Here is a 13978-nt window from a genome sequence, read left to right as displayed (position 1 = left end):
CGATGGCGCTGCCCGGGCTGAAGCCGGACGATCTGATGCAGGTGGGACAAGGCACCCCGGCCGCTAATGCGGTGGTCGGGGTGCTCGGGCCAGGCACCGGCCTTGGCGTTTCGGGCGTGATCCCGACCGCGGACGGCTTTGTCACGCTGGGCAGCGAGGGCGGCCACGTCAACTTCGCGCCGGCCGACGAGCGCGAATTCGCGATCCTGCAGTTTGCATGGAAGGAGTGGTCGCACGTGTCCAACGAGCGCCTGATCTCCGGGCCGGGCATGGAGATCATCTACCGCGCGCTGGCGCTGCGCAACGGCGTCGAAGCGCCGCAGCGCACGTCGCCCGAGATCATCACCGGCGCGCTGGAGCAGGACGACGCGCTGTGCCTTGAAGTGCTCGAATGCTTCAGCGGCATGCTGGGCGGCGCCGCCGCCAACCTGGCGGTGACGTTAGGCGCGTTCGGCGGCATCTTCATCGGCGGCGGCGTCGTGCCGCGCATGAAGGAGTGGTTCGCGCATTCGCCGTTCCGTACGCGCTTCGAGGCCAAGGGGCGCTTCTCAAGCTACCTGGCAGACATTCCGACCTACGTCATCACGACGCCGCATCCGGCGCTGCGCGGCGTGGCGACCATCCTGTCCGAACACCTGCGCGGGCGCAGCGGCGCCAATACACTGATGGAGCGCATCGGCCACATGCGGCACGAGCTGACGCCTGCGGAGCAGCGCGTGGCCAAGCTGGTGCTGGAGCAGCCTCGCCTTGTGCTGAACGAGCCCATCGCGGAAATCGCGCGCCTGGCGGAAGTCAGCCAGCCGACCGTCATCCGCTTCTGCCGGTCGCTCGGTTTCCTTGGGCTGGCCGACTTCAAGTTGAAGTTCGCCAGCAGCCTGACCGGGGCGATCCCGGTCCGCCACAGCCAGGTGCGCACGGGCGACAGCACGCATGACCTGTCGGCCAAGGTGATCGACAACACCGTCTCGGCGATCCTCAAGTTCCGCGACCAGCTGGACGTGCGCTCTATCGACCGCGCGATTGAACTGCTACGCAAGGCGAACAAGGTGGAGTTCTACGCGATGGGGAATTCACGCGTGGTGGCGCTGGATGGCCAGCACAAGTTCTTCCGCTTCCGGATTCCCACTTCGGCTTATGGCGATTCGCACCTGTTCACGCTGGCCGCTGGCCTGCTCAAGGCGGGCGATGTGGTGATCGCGATCTCGAATTCAGGGCGCTTGCCTGAACTGCTGGAGGCGGTCGATGCGGCGCGCAATGCGGGCGCCGACGTGATTGCGATTACCAGCAGTGGTTCGCCGCTGGCCAGGCGTGCGTCGGTGTGCCTGGCGGTGGATCATACCGAGGACAGCACGACCTTCCTGTCGATGATCTCGCGCATGCTGCAGCTGCTGTTGATCGATATCGTGTCGGTGGGGATTTCGCTCGATGCGCAGGGCGGCAAGGAGATTGGCGACGCGGATCACAAGCGCATGCTCATCTCGCACCTCGACAGCTGAGCGGCTTTATTCGTCCGTGATGCCAGCCGATGTTCGCAACATCGGCTGTTTTTCTTTGCGCCACTGATCGAGCGTGAGGGTCTTTTCGGTGCCGAAGTCGTCGACCAGGATCTCGTCGCCTTGCTGGGCGACGAGGAAGCTTTCCCATGGGTGGGCGGCGTCGATGCTGTTTTCCACGAAGCTGAACTGGTAATAGCTTTTGCCGTTGATGACGCGCGGCTTGGTGTCGTATTCGATCAGGGCGCCGCGGGCTTTGCCGCCGGAGGATTTTTCGATGACGGCGGACCAGGCTTTCAGCTCGGGGAGTGCCATCAGGGCGGACATCGCTTGCTCGCGGGTGAGCATCGACGCGGTTTCCTTCGCCGGCGCGGCGGCGGGTGGTTTGGGCTGGTCGCAGCCGGCAAGCAGTGCGGCGAATGCGATGGATGCGGCCAGCAGGTGTTTCATTCTTTGTCCCCGGATTTATATGCGGTCATACTAAACCAATCGACCCATTGAGTGAAGTATCAAGAAGGGCGTAGGGCGGATAGGCGGAGCGGTGGAGCAGGGGTTTCGAATCGCAACGCGATTCGCCTGCGGAACAGCATCCGCTTGCAAGCGGATGCTCCCATAGCGATAGCATCCGCCGGATTTTCACACGTCAACGTGACGCTTGTTTCGGCGGATGCGCTAACGCTTATCCGCCCTACGGGTCATCAAGTCATTTTGCATGCCTTCACAACGCGCCTGCCGCTTAAACAAAAAAGCCTGCAAGGCGCGAACCTTGCAGGCTTTTCTTTGACTGCTGGGAGCGGAGCGCCGGGGCGCCCCTGCGTCCGGCTTTACATCATGCCGTCCATGCCGCCCATGCCGCCCATACCACCCATACCGCCCATGCCACCCATCGCTGGCTTGTCTTCCGCCAGTTCGCATACCATTGCGTCGGTGGTCAGCATCAGGCCGGCGATCGATGCTGCGTTCTGCAGTGCCGAGCGGGTTACTTTCGCTGGATCCAGCACGCCCATTTCGACCATGTCGCCGTAGGTGCCGTTGGCAGCGTTGTAGCCGTAGTTGCCGTTACCAGCCAGGACTGCTGCGACAACGACCGATGCTTCTTCGCCGGCGTTCTGGACGATCATGCGCAGTGGCTCTTCCATCGCGCGCAGGACGATCTTGATGCCTGCGTCCTGGTCCGGGTTGTCGCCCTTGATCGACAGGTTCGCACGAGCGCGCAGCAGTGCTACGCCGCCGCCTGGAACGATGCCTTCTTCAACTGCTGCGCGGGTAGCGTGCAGTGCATCTTCAACGCGTGCTTTCTTTTCCTTCATTTCGACTTCGGTGGCTGCGCCAACCTTGATCACTGCAACGCCGCCTGCCAGCTTGGCAACGCGTTCCTGCAGTTTTTCACGGTCGTAGTCCGAGGTCGCTTCTTCGATCTGCACGCGAACCTGCTTGACGCGGCCTTCGATCGACGATGCTTCGCCGGCGCCATCGATGATGATGGTGTTTTCCTTGCCGACTTCAACGCGCTTGGCCTGGCCGAGTTCTGCCAGCGTGACCTTTTCCAGGGTCAGGCCGACTTCTTCAGCGATAACCTGGCCGCCGGTCAGGACAGCGATGTCTTCCAGCATTGCCTTGCGGCGGTCGCCGAAGCCAGGCGCCTTGACTGCGCAGGTCTTCAGGATGCCGCGGATGTTGTTCACAACCAGGGTTGCCAGTGCTTCGCCTTCGATGTCTTCCGCGATGATCAGCAGTGGACGGCCGGCTTTAGCGACTTGTTCCAGGATCGGCAGCAGGTCGCGGATGTTCGAGATCTTCTTGTCGCACAGCAGGATGAATGGATTGTCCTGGATTGCGACTTGCTTCTCTGGGTTGTTGATGAAGTATGGCGACAGGTAGCCGCGGTCGAACTGCATGCCTTCAACGATGTCCAGCTCGTCGTTCAGCGACTTGCCGTCTTCAACGGTGATGACGCCTTCCTTGCCGACTTTTTCCATCGCTTCAGCGATGCGCTCGCCGATCGAGTAGTCGGAGTTGGCCGAGATCGCGCCAACCTGGGCGATTTCCTTGGTGGTGGTGCATGGCTTGGAGATCTTGGCCAGCTCTTCGACGGTGGCGTGAACCGCCTTGTCGATGCCGCGCTTCAGGTCCATTGGGTTCATGCCGGCGGCAACGAACTTCATGCCTTCGCGGACGATGGCTTGTGCCAGAACGGTCGCGGTGGTGGTGCCGTCGCCGGCGTTGTCGCTGGTGCGCGAAGCGACTTCCTTGACCATCTGCGCGCCCATGTTCATGAGCTTGTCTTTCAGTTCGATCTCTTTAGCGACCGACACGCCGTCCTTGGTGACGGTAGGCGAACCGAACGAGCGCTCGAGCACCACGTTGCGGCCTTTAGGGCCCAGGGTTACCTTGACTGCGTTGGCGAGGATGTTGACGCCTTCAACCATTTTGGCGCGCGCTGCGTCGCCGAACACTACATCTTTAGCTGCCATGTTTGTTTCTCCGTTAAATTCGTTTGGGGGTCAGACGGGTGTCGGCTGATTACTTGACCAGCACGGCCATGATGTCTTCTTCGCGCATGACGAGCAGTTCTTCGCCGTCGACCTTGACGGTCTGGCCGGAATATTTGCCGAACAGGACGCGGTCGCCAACTTTGACTTCCAGAGGACGCACGTTACCGTTTTCCTGGACTTTGCCATTGCCTACGGCGAGGATCTCGCCTTGATCCGGCTTTTCAGCAGCCGCATCAGGGATGATCAGGCCGGACGCAGTTTTGGTTTCCTGGTCGAGACGCTTGACGATAACGCGATCGTGCAAAGGGCGAAGGTTCATGCAAAACTCCTTTAGTTTCAATGGTTTGACTTGCTTTCGGCGGGCGCTGCGCAGTGCGGCTTCCCACCATTTTTTGCCGTTCCAGATGGCTGCAACGGCTGGAAAAAGTTGTTAGCACTCTCGGCCAACGAGTGCTAATTATAGGGACGACCATGACCCTTTTCAAGCTGATATGTTGTTTATTTCAGCGGTTGGTTTGACCTTGCGCAAAGCCGCGACCGCCGGCCGGCAATGTTGCCGCATCTATCACATCAATAATCGGCCTTAACGTACTGAATCTGTTGACGAAAATTCCTCCCGCGCCCTATAGTTACGGGATGATTTCCGAATTTCAAGAACTATCCGACAAAATCGACCGGCTTGCCGAGATGACGATGTCGCTCCGCCGCGAGAATGCCGCCTTGCGCCAGTCCAACACACTGCTTGGCAGGGAAAACGAGGCCTTCATGGAACGCCTCGGCGAAGCCCAGCTCCGCGTCGAAGCGCTGCTGGCGCGGCTGCCGCAGGACGCCGACAGCATCATCACCAGCGAGGCCGCCCAATGATTCATCTCGACGTCACCATCATGGGCACGCCCTACCGCCTGGTGTGCAAGGAAGGCGAGGAAGCCACGCTGAAGGAAGCCGTGAACTACCTCGACGCCAGGATGACCGCGCTGCGCGACTCCGGCAAAGTGAAGGGCAACGACCGCATCGCGGTGATGGCCGCGATCAGCGTGACCGCCGATTTCCTGTCGGTGAAGTCGCCGCAAGGACCGCTTTCGGACATGTCGATCATGGAAGTCAAGCAGAAACTGAGTGCGATGCACACGGTGTTAGACAGCGCCCTCACGCCGCAAGAAAATCTGTTTTAAGAGGCCAAATTCGTTTGACACCGTGACGTATCGGAGTAAACTTCGTTCCACCCTGCGGTGTTCGCGATTGCCATATATTCCTTGAACCATTTATGTGCATCGGTTGCGGAATTTTGTTCGATGGGCGTGAGCGTCGCTAGTCCGACGAACCCGAAATTGAACTAACTGTGACCACCTTGAACCATCAGGTTCGGGATGCCGGCAAAAACGGCACAGGCGGGGCTCTAATTCCAAAAGCGGTTGCAAGCATTCGGTGCGCAACCGTTTTTTTTATGGACGCGCGATGCGCGCGCGGCTTATTTTGCGGAGTGATCGATGGCGTATTGGTTGATGAAATCGGAACCGGATGAAGTCAGCTTCGACGACGTGCTGGCGGCGCCTAGCAAGACCGTGGCGTGGTTCGGCGTGCGCAACTACCAGGCGCGTAATTTCATGCGCGACCAGATGAAGGCTGGCGACGGCGTGCTGTTCTATCACTCAAGCTGCGCGGTGCCGGGCGTGGCGGGCGTCGCGGAAGTGGCCAGCGGGCCTTATCCCGATGCCTCGCAATTCGACCCCAAGAGCCATTACTACGACCCCAAAGCCAGCGAAGAGCAGCCGCGCTGGATTTCGGTCGACGTGAAAGCGGTGGAAGAGGGCAGTTACCTGCCGCTGTCCGAAATGCGCACGATGCCCGAACTTGAGGACATGGTGCTGCTGCAAAAAGGAAGCCGGCTGTCGATTACGCCGGTGACGGCGGCGCAGTGGAAAGCGGTGCTGAAGCGGATGCGCGCCGGCGGGTGATTGCCGCTACTTCCTGGCCAGCGCCATCAGTGCGCGCTTGATCTCGTTGAAAGCGCGCGTTTCTTCCGCGGAGAATCCGCCGCGCACGTAATCGCGAACATCGGAATACTGGCAATAACCGCCTGCGGCGCACATCATCTGCAGGTGCAAATTTTCTGTGCAGGTGCCGGTTATCTCGCAGACTGCACCCGCCGAGGCCGCATATAGCATGGTCCGATGCTGTTCCCTTGAATATCCCTTGCCAAGCAAGCTGGCGTAATGCTCGAGATTCAACTCGATCATTGTCGCGTAATGCTCGAGATTCAACTCGATCATTGTCGCGATCAGGTAGGGATCGCGCGACGCCAGTGCACGTTCCAGCTCGCTTATCGCGCGCGCTTTGTCGGTCTGCCGTAGTCGTAGTAACCCAGGCTCCATCGAAAGCACATCCGGGACGCCTCTTGCATTGCCGAGTACCAGGCGGCGGTGGATAACGCGGTAATCGGGGAAATGCTCCTGGACACCCGCACAGCGCTGCATCATGTCCTTGATGACGACAATATCCTTGTCGCGCCGGTCCGACTGGGCGTGCATTGAAAAGTGTTTCGCCTCGATGCCGTTCAGCGACTCGCACCGGTGATAGGCTAGCACTGCATAAAACCGTCCGCCTTCGAGCGGCCGCTGCAATGCGTCGTGGATGAAGGCGGCGTAATTTGGCGCGGATTCAAACCGTTTTCGCATGGCCTCGGTGAGGGCGTGGGACTGCGCGCCGGCGGCTGATTTCGGTGCGGGCACGGCTGCGGCGGCAAGCGCGCCAGTCGTCCGCACTTTGGCGGCGGGCGGTGCGGCAAGTGCAGGCGTGGCCGGGGCCGCAGGCGCAGTGGCATACAGCACGGCGGCTATACCGGCAAGCGCTGCGGCAAGGAAAAGCAGGGCCATGCGAAGCTGCATTTTTTCCTTCAGCGTAGAATGCGATAAATTCAATTGGGAAAGTATCGCATGGAATCAGTTGGCGAAACGGCGTTGCCAGGAGGCGGCGCCTGATGGACTTTGGCTTGATCGCAATTCTGCTCGTCATGGGCATGGCAGGCGGATTCGCCGCCGGTCTGCTGGGCATCGGCGGCGGCATGGTGCTGGTGCCTTTCATTACGATGATCTTTACGGCGCGCGGGTTCCCGCCGGATCTCATCGTCCACATGGCCATCGCCACGTCACTGGCCACCATCATGTTTACCTCGCTGTCGTCGGTGCGCGCGCATCATAAGCACGGAGCGGTGCTGTGGCCGGTGGTGCGCATGCTGGTGCCGGGTATTGTGATCGGTTCGTGGATCGGACCCTGGATCGCCAAGCAGCTCAATACGTCGGCGCTCGCGCTGGTGTTCGGACTGTTCGTCGCGTTCTCGGCGACGCAAATGCTGTTGAATAAAAAGCCGAAGGCCACGCGCGAACTGCCGAAGAAGCCGGGAATGCTGGCGGCGGGCGGTGTCATCGGCGTGGTGGCCGGGCTGGTCGGCGCCGGCGGCGGATTCATCTCGGTGCCGTTCATGACCTGGTGTAACGTAAAGATCCATAACGCGGTGGCGACCAGCGCGGCGCTCGGGTTCCCGATCGCGCTTGCGGGGACGCTCTCCAACGTCTACTACGGGTGGGGCGAGGCAAACCTCCCTGCCTATTCGCTGGGATACATCTATGTGCCGGCGCTGGTGGTGATCGCGGCGGCCAGCGTGACCATGGCGCCCGTGGGCGCGCGTACCGCGCACAGGATGCCGGTGGCGGCTCTGAAGCGGATACTTGCGGTGATCCTTTACGCGCTGGCGGCGTATATGTTGTGGAAGGCGGCGGCCTGACCCTACAGGGCCAATGGCTTTTCCATCCGCACCAGCGGCACGTTGACGCCTTCGACGTCGGCGCCGGTTCGTTCGACCACGCGGTAGCCGCTGGCCGCGTACAGGGCTTCCCCGCTCATGGTTCCCATCAGCTGCGCGTGCGTGAAGCCTTCCGCGGCTGCGGCCTGCTCGCACAGCGACAGGATCAGCTTGCCGACGCCCTGGCGGACGAAATCGGGATGGGTGTACATGGCGCGGATGCGGGCTGCATCGCGGGCGGGATCGAGCAGGGCGGGGTTGCGCGAGCTTGAAGTATGGTCGCCGCCGTACAGCGTGGCGCGGCGGCTCCAGCCGCCGCAGCCGGCAATGCGGCCTTCGCTCTCGACGACGAAATAGGTTCCGTCTTTTACGAGCTGGGTGTCCAGGCCCATGATCGCGTGGCTGGCCGCCACTTGTTCGTCCGAAAGGAACCCGCGCTGCAGCGCGTCGATCGATGCGGTCATCACCGCCTTGAGGGCGGGAAGATCGGCCTCCGCCGCCAGCCTGCTGGTGAAGTTTGCCATTACCTCTCCGTGTTCAGTTCATGTTCAGGCGCGTACGGGCCGCTTCCCTTCGCGCGAATATGCCCACACCAGCATCGCAATCGCCGCCACGATCATCGGCAGCGACAGCATCTGGCCCGAGGTGACCGGCACGCCGGCCACGCTGACTTCCCAGTCCGGCACGCGGAAGTACTCGGTAAAGAAGCGCGCGCAGCCATACAGCAGCGTAAACATCGCGCCGACCGCAAGGCGAGGACGCGCCTTGCGTGCATACAGCCACAGAATCACGAATACCAGTACGCCGTCGATCAGCGCCTGGTACAGCGGCGACGGATGGCGCGGGCCCTCGACGCCGGGCCACAGCATGGCCCATGGCAGCGAAGGATCGGCCAGGCGGCCGGGCAGTTCGGCGTTGATGAAGTTACCGATGCGGCCAGCCGCGTAACCGAGCGGCACCAGCGGCGCGATCAGGTCGTACACGTCGAGCAGGTTGCGCTTTTCCTTGCGCGCCCACAGCGCCATCGCCACCAGCACGCCGATAAAGCCGCCATGGAAGGACATGCCGCCCTGCCAGACCTTGAGAATCTCGATCGGGTTGGCCAGGAAGTAGTCGGGGCGGTAGAAGAACACTTCGCCCAGGCGGCCGCCGATGATCACGCCCAGCATCCCGTAGAACAGCATGTCGTCGAGGTCCTGGTGCTTCCAGCCCAGCGCCGCCATGTGCGGCTGCTTCACGCGCACGCGTCCCAGCACCAGGAATAGCGCAAACGCGAGCACGTACATCAGGCCGTACCAGTGGATGGCCACAGGGCCAAGTTGGAGTGCGACGGGGTCCGGCATCGGGTGGGTCAGCATGTCTTTATATGTTCTTTCGTAGTAGGTCGAGGAAGCCTTGCAGCACCGGCGACGAATTGTCGCGGCGCCAGGCCAGGCCGGTTTCGACGAGCGGCGTCGGGTCGTGCAGCGCCCGGTATTCTACGCCGGGACGCATCAGGTTGCGCACCGATTGTGGCACAAGTGCCAGGCCCATGCCCGCCGACACGAGGCTGACGATGGTCTGCATCTGGATCGCCTCCTGGCCGATCTGCGGCGTGATGCCTGCGGCGGCGAACACGCCGAGGATGGCGTCATGCAGGGCGGGGGCGATCGGGCGCGGGAAGATAATCAGCGGCAGGCGCGGGACGTTCTTGAGCCACACCGGGGCGTCGCCGCGCAGCGCGTCGAGGCCCGCCGGCGCCGCCAGGATCAGCGGTTCGTCCAGCACCTTCAGGTAGTCGAGCAGGGGCAGGGCCTTATCCGGCAGCGGCGGGATGATCAGGCCGGCGTCGACGCGCTCGCGCAGCAGCTCGTCGACCTGGACGTCGGAGGTGGCTTCCTGCAGCACGATCTGCACTTGGGGATAGGCGGCGCGGTAGCTGCGCAGGAAGGGCGGCAGCACACTGTAGTCGGCAGACGACACGAAGGCCAGCGACAGCCGGCCCTCCTCGCCGCCGGCGGCGCGCATGACGAGGCCGGGCAGTTCGGCGGCTTGCGCCAGCATGCGGCGCGCTTCGGGCAGCATCGCCTCGCCGGCCGGCGTCATCGACACGCTGCGGCGGTTGCGCAGGAACAGGGCAGTGCCCAGCATCTCCTCCAGCGCCTGGATCGCCTGCGACAACGGAGGCTGCGTCATGTGCAGCCGGTCCGCGGCTTTGCCGAAGTGGAGCTCTTCGGCGACGGCCACAAAATAGCGGAGCTGGCGCAGTTCGAGGTTCATTGATATGGGTGGCGATCTGATCGGTGCTTATCGATATGCGCAGCGTATCACACAACTGATTTGACTTGGCATGCAGGGTGGCGCATTCTGGCGGGATCGGATAACAGGAGTACGCCATGGCAGACCAGCCCCGCTACAACCGTCGCTCCCGCAACGTCACGGAAGGCGTCGCCCGCAGCCCGAACCGCTCGATGTACTACGCGCTGGGCTACCGGGAAGAGGACTTCGACAAGCCGATGATCGGCATCGCCAACGCCCACTCGACCATCACGCCCTGTAACTCAGGGCTGCAGAAGCTGGCCGACGTCGCCATCTCGGCGGTGCGCGAGGCGGGCGCGAATCCACAGGTGTTCGGCACGCCGACCATCTCGGACGGCATGTCGATGGGGACCGAAGGCATGAAGTACTCGCTGATCTCGCGCGAAGTAATCGCCGACTGCATCGAGACCGCGGTGAATGGGCAGTGGATGGACGGCGTGCTGGCCATCGGCGGCTGCGACAAGAATATGCCGGGCGGGATGATCGCGATGGCGCGCACCAATGTGCCGGCGATCTACGTCTACGGCGGCACCATCAAGCCGGGGCACTGGAAGGGCAAGGACCTGACCATCGTATCCGCGTTCGAAGCGGTGGGCGAATTTACGGCGGGGCGCATGGCGAAGGAAGACTTCATCGGCATCGAGAAGAACGCCTGCCCGTCGTCCGGTTCGTGTGGCGGCATGTATACCGCGAACACGATGTCGTCCTCGTTCGAGGCGCTCGGCATGTCGCTGCTGTATTCGTCGACGATGGCCAATCCCGATGACGAAAAGGTCGGTTCGGCGGCGGAGTCGGCGCGGGTGCTGGTGGAAGCGGTCAAGCGCGACCTCAAGCCGCGCGACATCATCACGCGCAAATCGATCGAAAACGCGGTGGCGCTGATCATGGCGACCGGCGGATCGAGCAACGCGGTGCTGCACTACCTGGCCATCGCGCACGCGGCGGAAGTGGATTGGACCATCGACGACTTTGAGCGGATACGGCGCAAGGTGCCGGTCATCTGCAACCTGAAGCCGTCGGGCCAGTACGTCGCGACGGACCTGCACAAGGCGGGCGGCATTCCGCAAGTGCTCAAGCTGCTGCTGGACGCGGGCCTGCTGCACGGCGACTGCATCACGATCACCGGCCGCACGCTGGCCGAGGAACTGACGGACGTGCCGTCCGTGCCGCGTGCCGGCCAGGACGTGATCCGCACGATCGACAAGGCGCTCTACAAGGAAGGCCACCTGGCGATCCTGAAAGGGAACCTGTCGCCGGAAGGTTGCGTGGCCAAGATCACGGGCCTGAAGAACCCGGCGATCACCGGCCCGGCGCGCGTGTTCGACGACGAATATGCGGCGATGGAAGCGATCTTGGACGACCGGATCAAGCCGGGCGACGTGCTGGTGATGCGCTACCTCGGGCCGAAGGGCGGGCCGGGGATGCCCGAGATGCTGGCGCCGACGTCGGCGCTGATCGGCAAGGGCATGGGCGACTCGGTCGGCTTGATCACCGACGGGCGTTTTTCGGGTGGGACGTGGGGGATGGTGGTCGGGCACGTAGCGCCCGAAGCCTACGAAGGCGGCACCATCGCGCTGGTGGAGGAAGGCGACTCGGTGACGATCGACGCGCACCGGCTGCTGATCCAGCTGAACGTGCCCGACGAAGAAATCGCGCGCCGCCGCGCCGCCTGGAAGCAGCCCGCGCCGCGCTACACCCGAGGCGTGCTCGCCAAGTTCGCCGCGCTGACCTCCACAGCCAGCAAAGGCGCGGTCACCGGCTAACTTCGGGGACAGACCCCAAAATCGGGGACAGACCCCAATCCCGGGGTCTGTCCCCGATTTTGGGGTCTGTCCCCGATTTCAAGAAAGATTACTTGCGGGTCTTGTCGAAGCTTTGCTTGACGCGGTCCTTGCGGCGCTGGGCGTCGACGTTGTGCTCTTTTTTCTTGTCCAGGCCGAGCATCTTTTCGATGAACTCGAACCAGATGAAGGCGAACACCATCAGCCCGATGATGTACCACCACGACATCTCGCCAAAACGCCACACTTCGAAGTAGCGCAGGCCTATGAGGGCGACAATGAGAATGATTAACGGCATGAGGAACTCCTTTTCGATCCCGCATCTTACAAACATTCCGGCGCCCTTGGGAAATATCGCGTTACTCTGGCGCAACACACCGTCAACCTTGCATCGCCTCCAATCGTTAGGGATTGTAAGGCCGCGAAACTTTTTTTTTCGATACGCGGTAAAATGCTTTCGTAGTGCTTAAGTTACCTTGGAGAATTGAATGAAACGGTCCCTATTGGTAGTTGTAGCGTTGTCGGCGCTGGCCTCTTCTAGCGCGATGGCAAGCCCCGATCTGGCGAAGGCAAAAAACTGCATGGCTTGCCACGCCGTCGCAAACAAGCTGGTAGGCCCTGCTTTCAAGGACGTGGCCGCCAAATACGCCGGCCAGAAAGACGCGGAAGCGAAGATGGTCACGAAGGTCGTCAAGGGCGGTTCCGGTGCATGGGGCGCGGTCCCGATGCCGGCCAACCCGCAAGTGAGCGAAGCCGAAGCCAAGACCCTGGTCAAGTGGATCCTGGCGCAGAAATAAGCGCCACGGCTCAACAAAAAAACGCGCATCAAGCGCGTTTTTTTTCGTCCGTCGATTTAGCCGCCGGGGCATCGCGAGATGCCCCGGCGGGATAAGCGATTACTGGATCACGTCCATCTTGGTCTTCTTGCCGCCCTTGTAGGTGAACAGGGTCAGCGCGCCGTCCTTGATGTCGCCTTTCGGGTCGAACTGGATCATGCCGGTCACGCCCTGGTACTTGATCTTCTTCAGTTCAGGCAGGTACTTCACCGGATCGGCCGAGTTGGCGTTCTTCATCGCGGTGGCCATCACCATCACCGCGTCGTACACGTACGGTGCGTACAGCTGAACGTCGGCGTTGTACTTCTTCTTGTAGCGCGCCTGGAAGTCGGCCATGACCTTCTCTTGCGGACCCTTGACGCCGCCAGCTTCCGCGCAGGTGACGTTGCCTTCGCCGAGGCCATCGCCCGCGAGGCGCGACAGCGCTTCGGTGCAGATGCCGTCGCCGCCCATGAAGCGCGCCTGGATGCCCAGCGCCTTCATCTGCTTGAGCATCGGGCCGCCGACGGCGTCCATGCCGCCGAAGAAGATCAGGTCAGGCTTCTTGGCCTTGATCGAGGTGAGGATGGCGGTGAAGTCGGTGGCGTTCGGGTTGGTGAACTCCTTGCCGACGATTTTCACGCCGGGGAACTTCTTCTTCGCGCCCTTGACGAATTCGTCAGCCACGCCCTGGCCGTAGGCCGAACGGTCGTCGATGACGGCGATGTTCTTCGCCTTCAGGGTGTCTACCGCATAGCTGCCCAGCGTGCCGCCCAGCTTGTTGTCGTTGGCGACCACGCGGAACGCGCTCTTGAAGCCTTGCTTGGTGTACTGCGGGGTGGTGGCCGATGGAGAGATCTGCTGCGAGATGCCGGACGTCGTCTGTATATCTTCAGGCAGGAACGCGTGGTTCCCCAGTTCAGGTGGACTCGATCACGCCCTTTGTCACCTTGCGCTCGACCAGTTTCTGCGCGACCGCGGTGCCTGCTTCGATCGGCGCCGTCGCGTCTTCCCGGTCAGCAGTTCGAGTCTGACTTCTTGCCCGCCCAGGGTTGAAGCCCTTGGCGTTCAGTTCCTCGATTGCCATCTTGGCGCCGTTCTCGTTGTCCTTGCCCAAGTGCGCGCTGGCGCCCGAGATAGGACCGACGTGGCCGATGCGCACGACTTCCTGCGCGCCGGCAGAACCGGCGAAGGCGATCGCGATGGCAAGTGGGATAAGTTTCGTCGTGAACTGCATATACTTCCTCCAATAGGTAGAAACCAGGCGCTCGTGACGCCTCTTGAAATTTTGCGTAGG

Annotated in this window: 15 protein-coding genes, 1 other RNA gene and 1 pseudogene; 8 read left to right on the top strand and 9 right to left on the bottom strand. The window is 62.1% G+C overall.

Going from position 1 to position 13978, the window contains the following annotated elements:
• Window positions 1-1496: glucokinase (locus tag D3872_RS02960; protein ID WP_119809405.1), on the top strand; the 1496-nt coding region annotated here is incomplete at its 5' end.
• A gap of 6 nt (window positions 1497-1502) precedes the next feature.
• Here D3872_RS02960 and D3872_RS02955 read toward each other — a convergent pair.
• The 3 genes from D3872_RS02955 to groES all read right to left on the bottom strand — a co-directional run bounded on the left by D3872_RS02955 (window position 1503) and on the right by groES (window position 4307).
• Entirely contained in the window at window positions 1503-1943 is a 441-nt protein-coding gene (locus D3872_RS02955) for a hypothetical protein (protein ID WP_229459129.1), read from the bottom strand.
• 374 nt (window positions 1944-2317) lie between these two features.
• Window positions 2318-3967, bottom strand: coding sequence for a chaperonin GroEL (gene groL / locus D3872_RS02950; protein ID WP_119809404.1), 1650 nt, complete (start codon window positions 3965-3967; stop codon window positions 2318-2320).
• 49 nt (window positions 3968-4016) lie between these two features.
• Entirely contained in the window at window positions 4017-4307 is a 291-nt protein-coding gene (gene groES / locus D3872_RS02945; protein ID WP_119809403.1) for a co-chaperone GroES, read from the bottom strand.
• A gap of 368 nt (window positions 4308-4675) precedes the next feature.
• Here groES and D3872_RS02940 point away from each other — a divergent pair, with 368 nt between their 5' ends.
• The 4 genes from D3872_RS02940 to D3872_RS02925 all read left to right on the top strand — a co-directional run bounded on the left by D3872_RS02940 (window position 4676) and on the right by D3872_RS02925 (window position 5943).
• Window positions 4676-4852: a DUF904 domain-containing protein gene (locus D3872_RS02940; RefSeq protein ID WP_229459128.1), complete on the top strand. Its 177-nt coding sequence runs from the start codon at window positions 4676-4678 to the stop codon at window positions 4850-4852.
• A complete protein-coding gene (locus D3872_RS02935; protein WP_119809401.1) occupies window positions 4849-5160 on the top strand; it encodes a cell division protein ZapA in 312 nt (103 codons plus the stop codon). Before D3872_RS02940 ends, D3872_RS02935 begins: the two co-directional genes overlap by 4 nt.
• A gap of 46 nt (window positions 5161-5206) precedes the next feature.
• Window positions 5207-5387: non-coding RNA, 6S RNA (ssrS, locus tag D3872_RS02930), on the top strand.
• Between the two features lie 88 nt (window positions 5388-5475).
• On the top strand, window positions 5476-5943 hold the full coding sequence (locus tag D3872_RS02925) for an EVE domain-containing protein (protein WP_119809400.1): 468 nt from the start codon (window positions 5476-5478) through the stop codon (window positions 5941-5943).
• A gap of 6 nt (window positions 5944-5949) precedes the next feature.
• On the opposite strand, the gene D3872_RS02920 is transcribed toward D3872_RS02925, so the two are convergent.
• Window positions 5950-6861 (bottom strand): hypothetical protein, encoded by a 912-nt coding sequence (locus D3872_RS02920; RefSeq protein WP_147373771.1) that lies wholly within the window; start codon window positions 6859-6861, stop codon window positions 5950-5952.
• A gap of 104 nt (window positions 6862-6965) precedes the next feature.
• Between D3872_RS02920 and D3872_RS02915 the strand changes: the two genes are divergently transcribed.
• Window positions 6966-7769 carry a sulfite exporter TauE/SafE family protein gene (locus tag D3872_RS02915; RefSeq protein WP_119809398.1) on the top strand — a complete coding sequence of 268 codons (804 nt, stop codon included), beginning with the start codon at window positions 6966-6968 and terminating at the stop codon, window positions 7767-7769.
• Window positions 7770-7771: 2 nt separating this feature from the next.
• On the opposite strand, the gene D3872_RS02910 is transcribed toward D3872_RS02915, so the two are convergent.
• The 3 genes from D3872_RS02910 to D3872_RS02900 are packed head-to-tail and all read right to left on the bottom strand — an operon-like array spanning window position 7772 to window position 10046.
• Entirely contained in the window at window positions 7772-8311 is a 540-nt protein-coding gene (locus D3872_RS02910; protein ID WP_119809397.1) for a GNAT family N-acetyltransferase, read from the bottom strand.
• A gap of 24 nt (window positions 8312-8335) precedes the next feature.
• A complete protein-coding gene (gene lgt, locus D3872_RS02905) occupies window positions 8336-9145 on the bottom strand; it encodes a prolipoprotein diacylglyceryl transferase (RefSeq protein ID WP_119809396.1) in 810 nt (269 codons plus the stop codon).
• A gap of 4 nt (window positions 9146-9149) precedes the next feature.
• Window positions 9150-10046, bottom strand: a complete 897-nt coding sequence (locus D3872_RS02900) for a LysR family transcriptional regulator (RefSeq protein WP_119809395.1) — start codon at window positions 10044-10046, stop codon at window positions 9150-9152.
• Between the two features lie 116 nt (window positions 10047-10162).
• Between D3872_RS02900 and ilvD the strand changes: the two genes are divergently transcribed.
• Window positions 10163-11848 carry a dihydroxy-acid dehydratase gene (ilvD, locus tag D3872_RS02895; RefSeq protein WP_119809394.1) on the top strand — a complete coding sequence of 562 codons (1686 nt, stop codon included), beginning with the start codon at window positions 10163-10165 and terminating at the stop codon, window positions 11846-11848.
• Between the two features lie 88 nt (window positions 11849-11936).
• On the opposite strand, the gene D3872_RS02890 is transcribed toward ilvD, so the two are convergent.
• A complete protein-coding gene (locus tag D3872_RS02890) occupies window positions 11937-12164 on the bottom strand; it encodes a TIGR04438 family Trp-rich protein (RefSeq protein WP_119809393.1) in 228 nt (75 codons plus the stop codon).
• A 190-nt stretch (window positions 12165-12354) separates the two neighbouring features.
• On the opposite strand from D3872_RS02890, the gene D3872_RS02885 reads away from it, so the two are divergent.
• Window positions 12355-12663, top strand: coding sequence for a c-type cytochrome (locus D3872_RS02885; protein ID WP_119809392.1), 309 nt, complete (start codon window positions 12355-12357; stop codon window positions 12661-12663).
• 99 nt (window positions 12664-12762) lie between these two features.
• Here D3872_RS02885 and D3872_RS02880 read toward each other — a convergent pair.
• Window positions 12763-13918: pseudogene (locus D3872_RS02880) on the bottom strand (branched-chain amino acid ABC transporter substrate-binding protein).
• Window positions 13919-13978 lie beyond the last annotated feature (60 nt).

Source organism: Massilia cavernae (genome assembly GCF_003590855.1).
GTDB lineage: Bacteria > Pseudomonadota > Gammaproteobacteria > Burkholderiales > Burkholderiaceae_D > Telluria_A > Telluria_A cavernae.
The sequence above is the reverse complement of the archived record's forward strand: the minus strand, read 5'-3'. Positions and strand labels throughout refer to the sequence as shown.

Coding starts and splice junctions, on each gene's coding strand:
- D3872_RS02910 (WP_119809397.1), bottom strand. CDS start 8,311: ATGGCAAACTTCACCAGCAGGCTGGCGGCGGAGGCCGATCTTCCCGCC.
- D3872_RS02955 (WP_229459129.1), bottom strand. CDS start 1,943: ATGAAACACCTGCTGGCCGCATCCATCGCATTCGCCGCACTGCTTGCC.
- D3872_RS02925 (WP_119809400.1), top strand. CDS start 5,476: ATGGCGTATTGGTTGATGAAATCGGAACCGGATGAAGTCAGCTTCGAC.
- D3872_RS02940 (WP_229459128.1), top strand. CDS start 4,676: ATGACGATGTCGCTCCGCCGCGAGAATGCCGCCTTGCGCCAGTCCAAC.
- lgt (WP_119809396.1), bottom strand. CDS start 9,145: ATGCTGACCCACCCGATGCCGGACCCCGTCGCACTCCAACTTGGCCCT.
- D3872_RS02915 (WP_119809398.1), top strand. CDS start 6,966: ATGGACTTTGGCTTGATCGCAATTCTGCTCGTCATGGGCATGGCAGGC.
- groL (WP_119809404.1), bottom strand. CDS start 3,967: ATGGCAGCTAAAGATGTAGTGTTCGGCGACGCAGCGCGCGCCAAAATG.
- D3872_RS02890 (WP_119809393.1), bottom strand. CDS start 12,164: ATGCCGTTAATCATTCTCATTGTCGCCCTCATAGGCCTGCGCTACTTC.
- D3872_RS02885 (WP_119809392.1), top strand. CDS start 12,355: ATGAAACGGTCCCTATTGGTAGTTGTAGCGTTGTCGGCGCTGGCCTCT.
- groES (WP_119809403.1), bottom strand. CDS start 4,307: ATGAACCTTCGCCCTTTGCACGATCGCGTTATCGTCAAGCGTCTCGAC.
- D3872_RS02935 (WP_119809401.1), top strand. CDS start 4,849: ATGATTCATCTCGACGTCACCATCATGGGCACGCCCTACCGCCTGGTG.
- D3872_RS02900 (WP_119809395.1), bottom strand. CDS start 10,046: ATGAACCTCGAACTGCGCCAGCTCCGCTATTTTGTGGCCGTCGCCGAA.
- ilvD (WP_119809394.1), top strand. CDS start 10,163: ATGGCAGACCAGCCCCGCTACAACCGTCGCTCCCGCAACGTCACGGAA.
- D3872_RS02920 (WP_147373771.1), bottom strand. CDS start 6,861: ATGGCCCTGCTTTTCCTTGCCGCAGCGCTTGCCGGTATAGCCGCCGTG.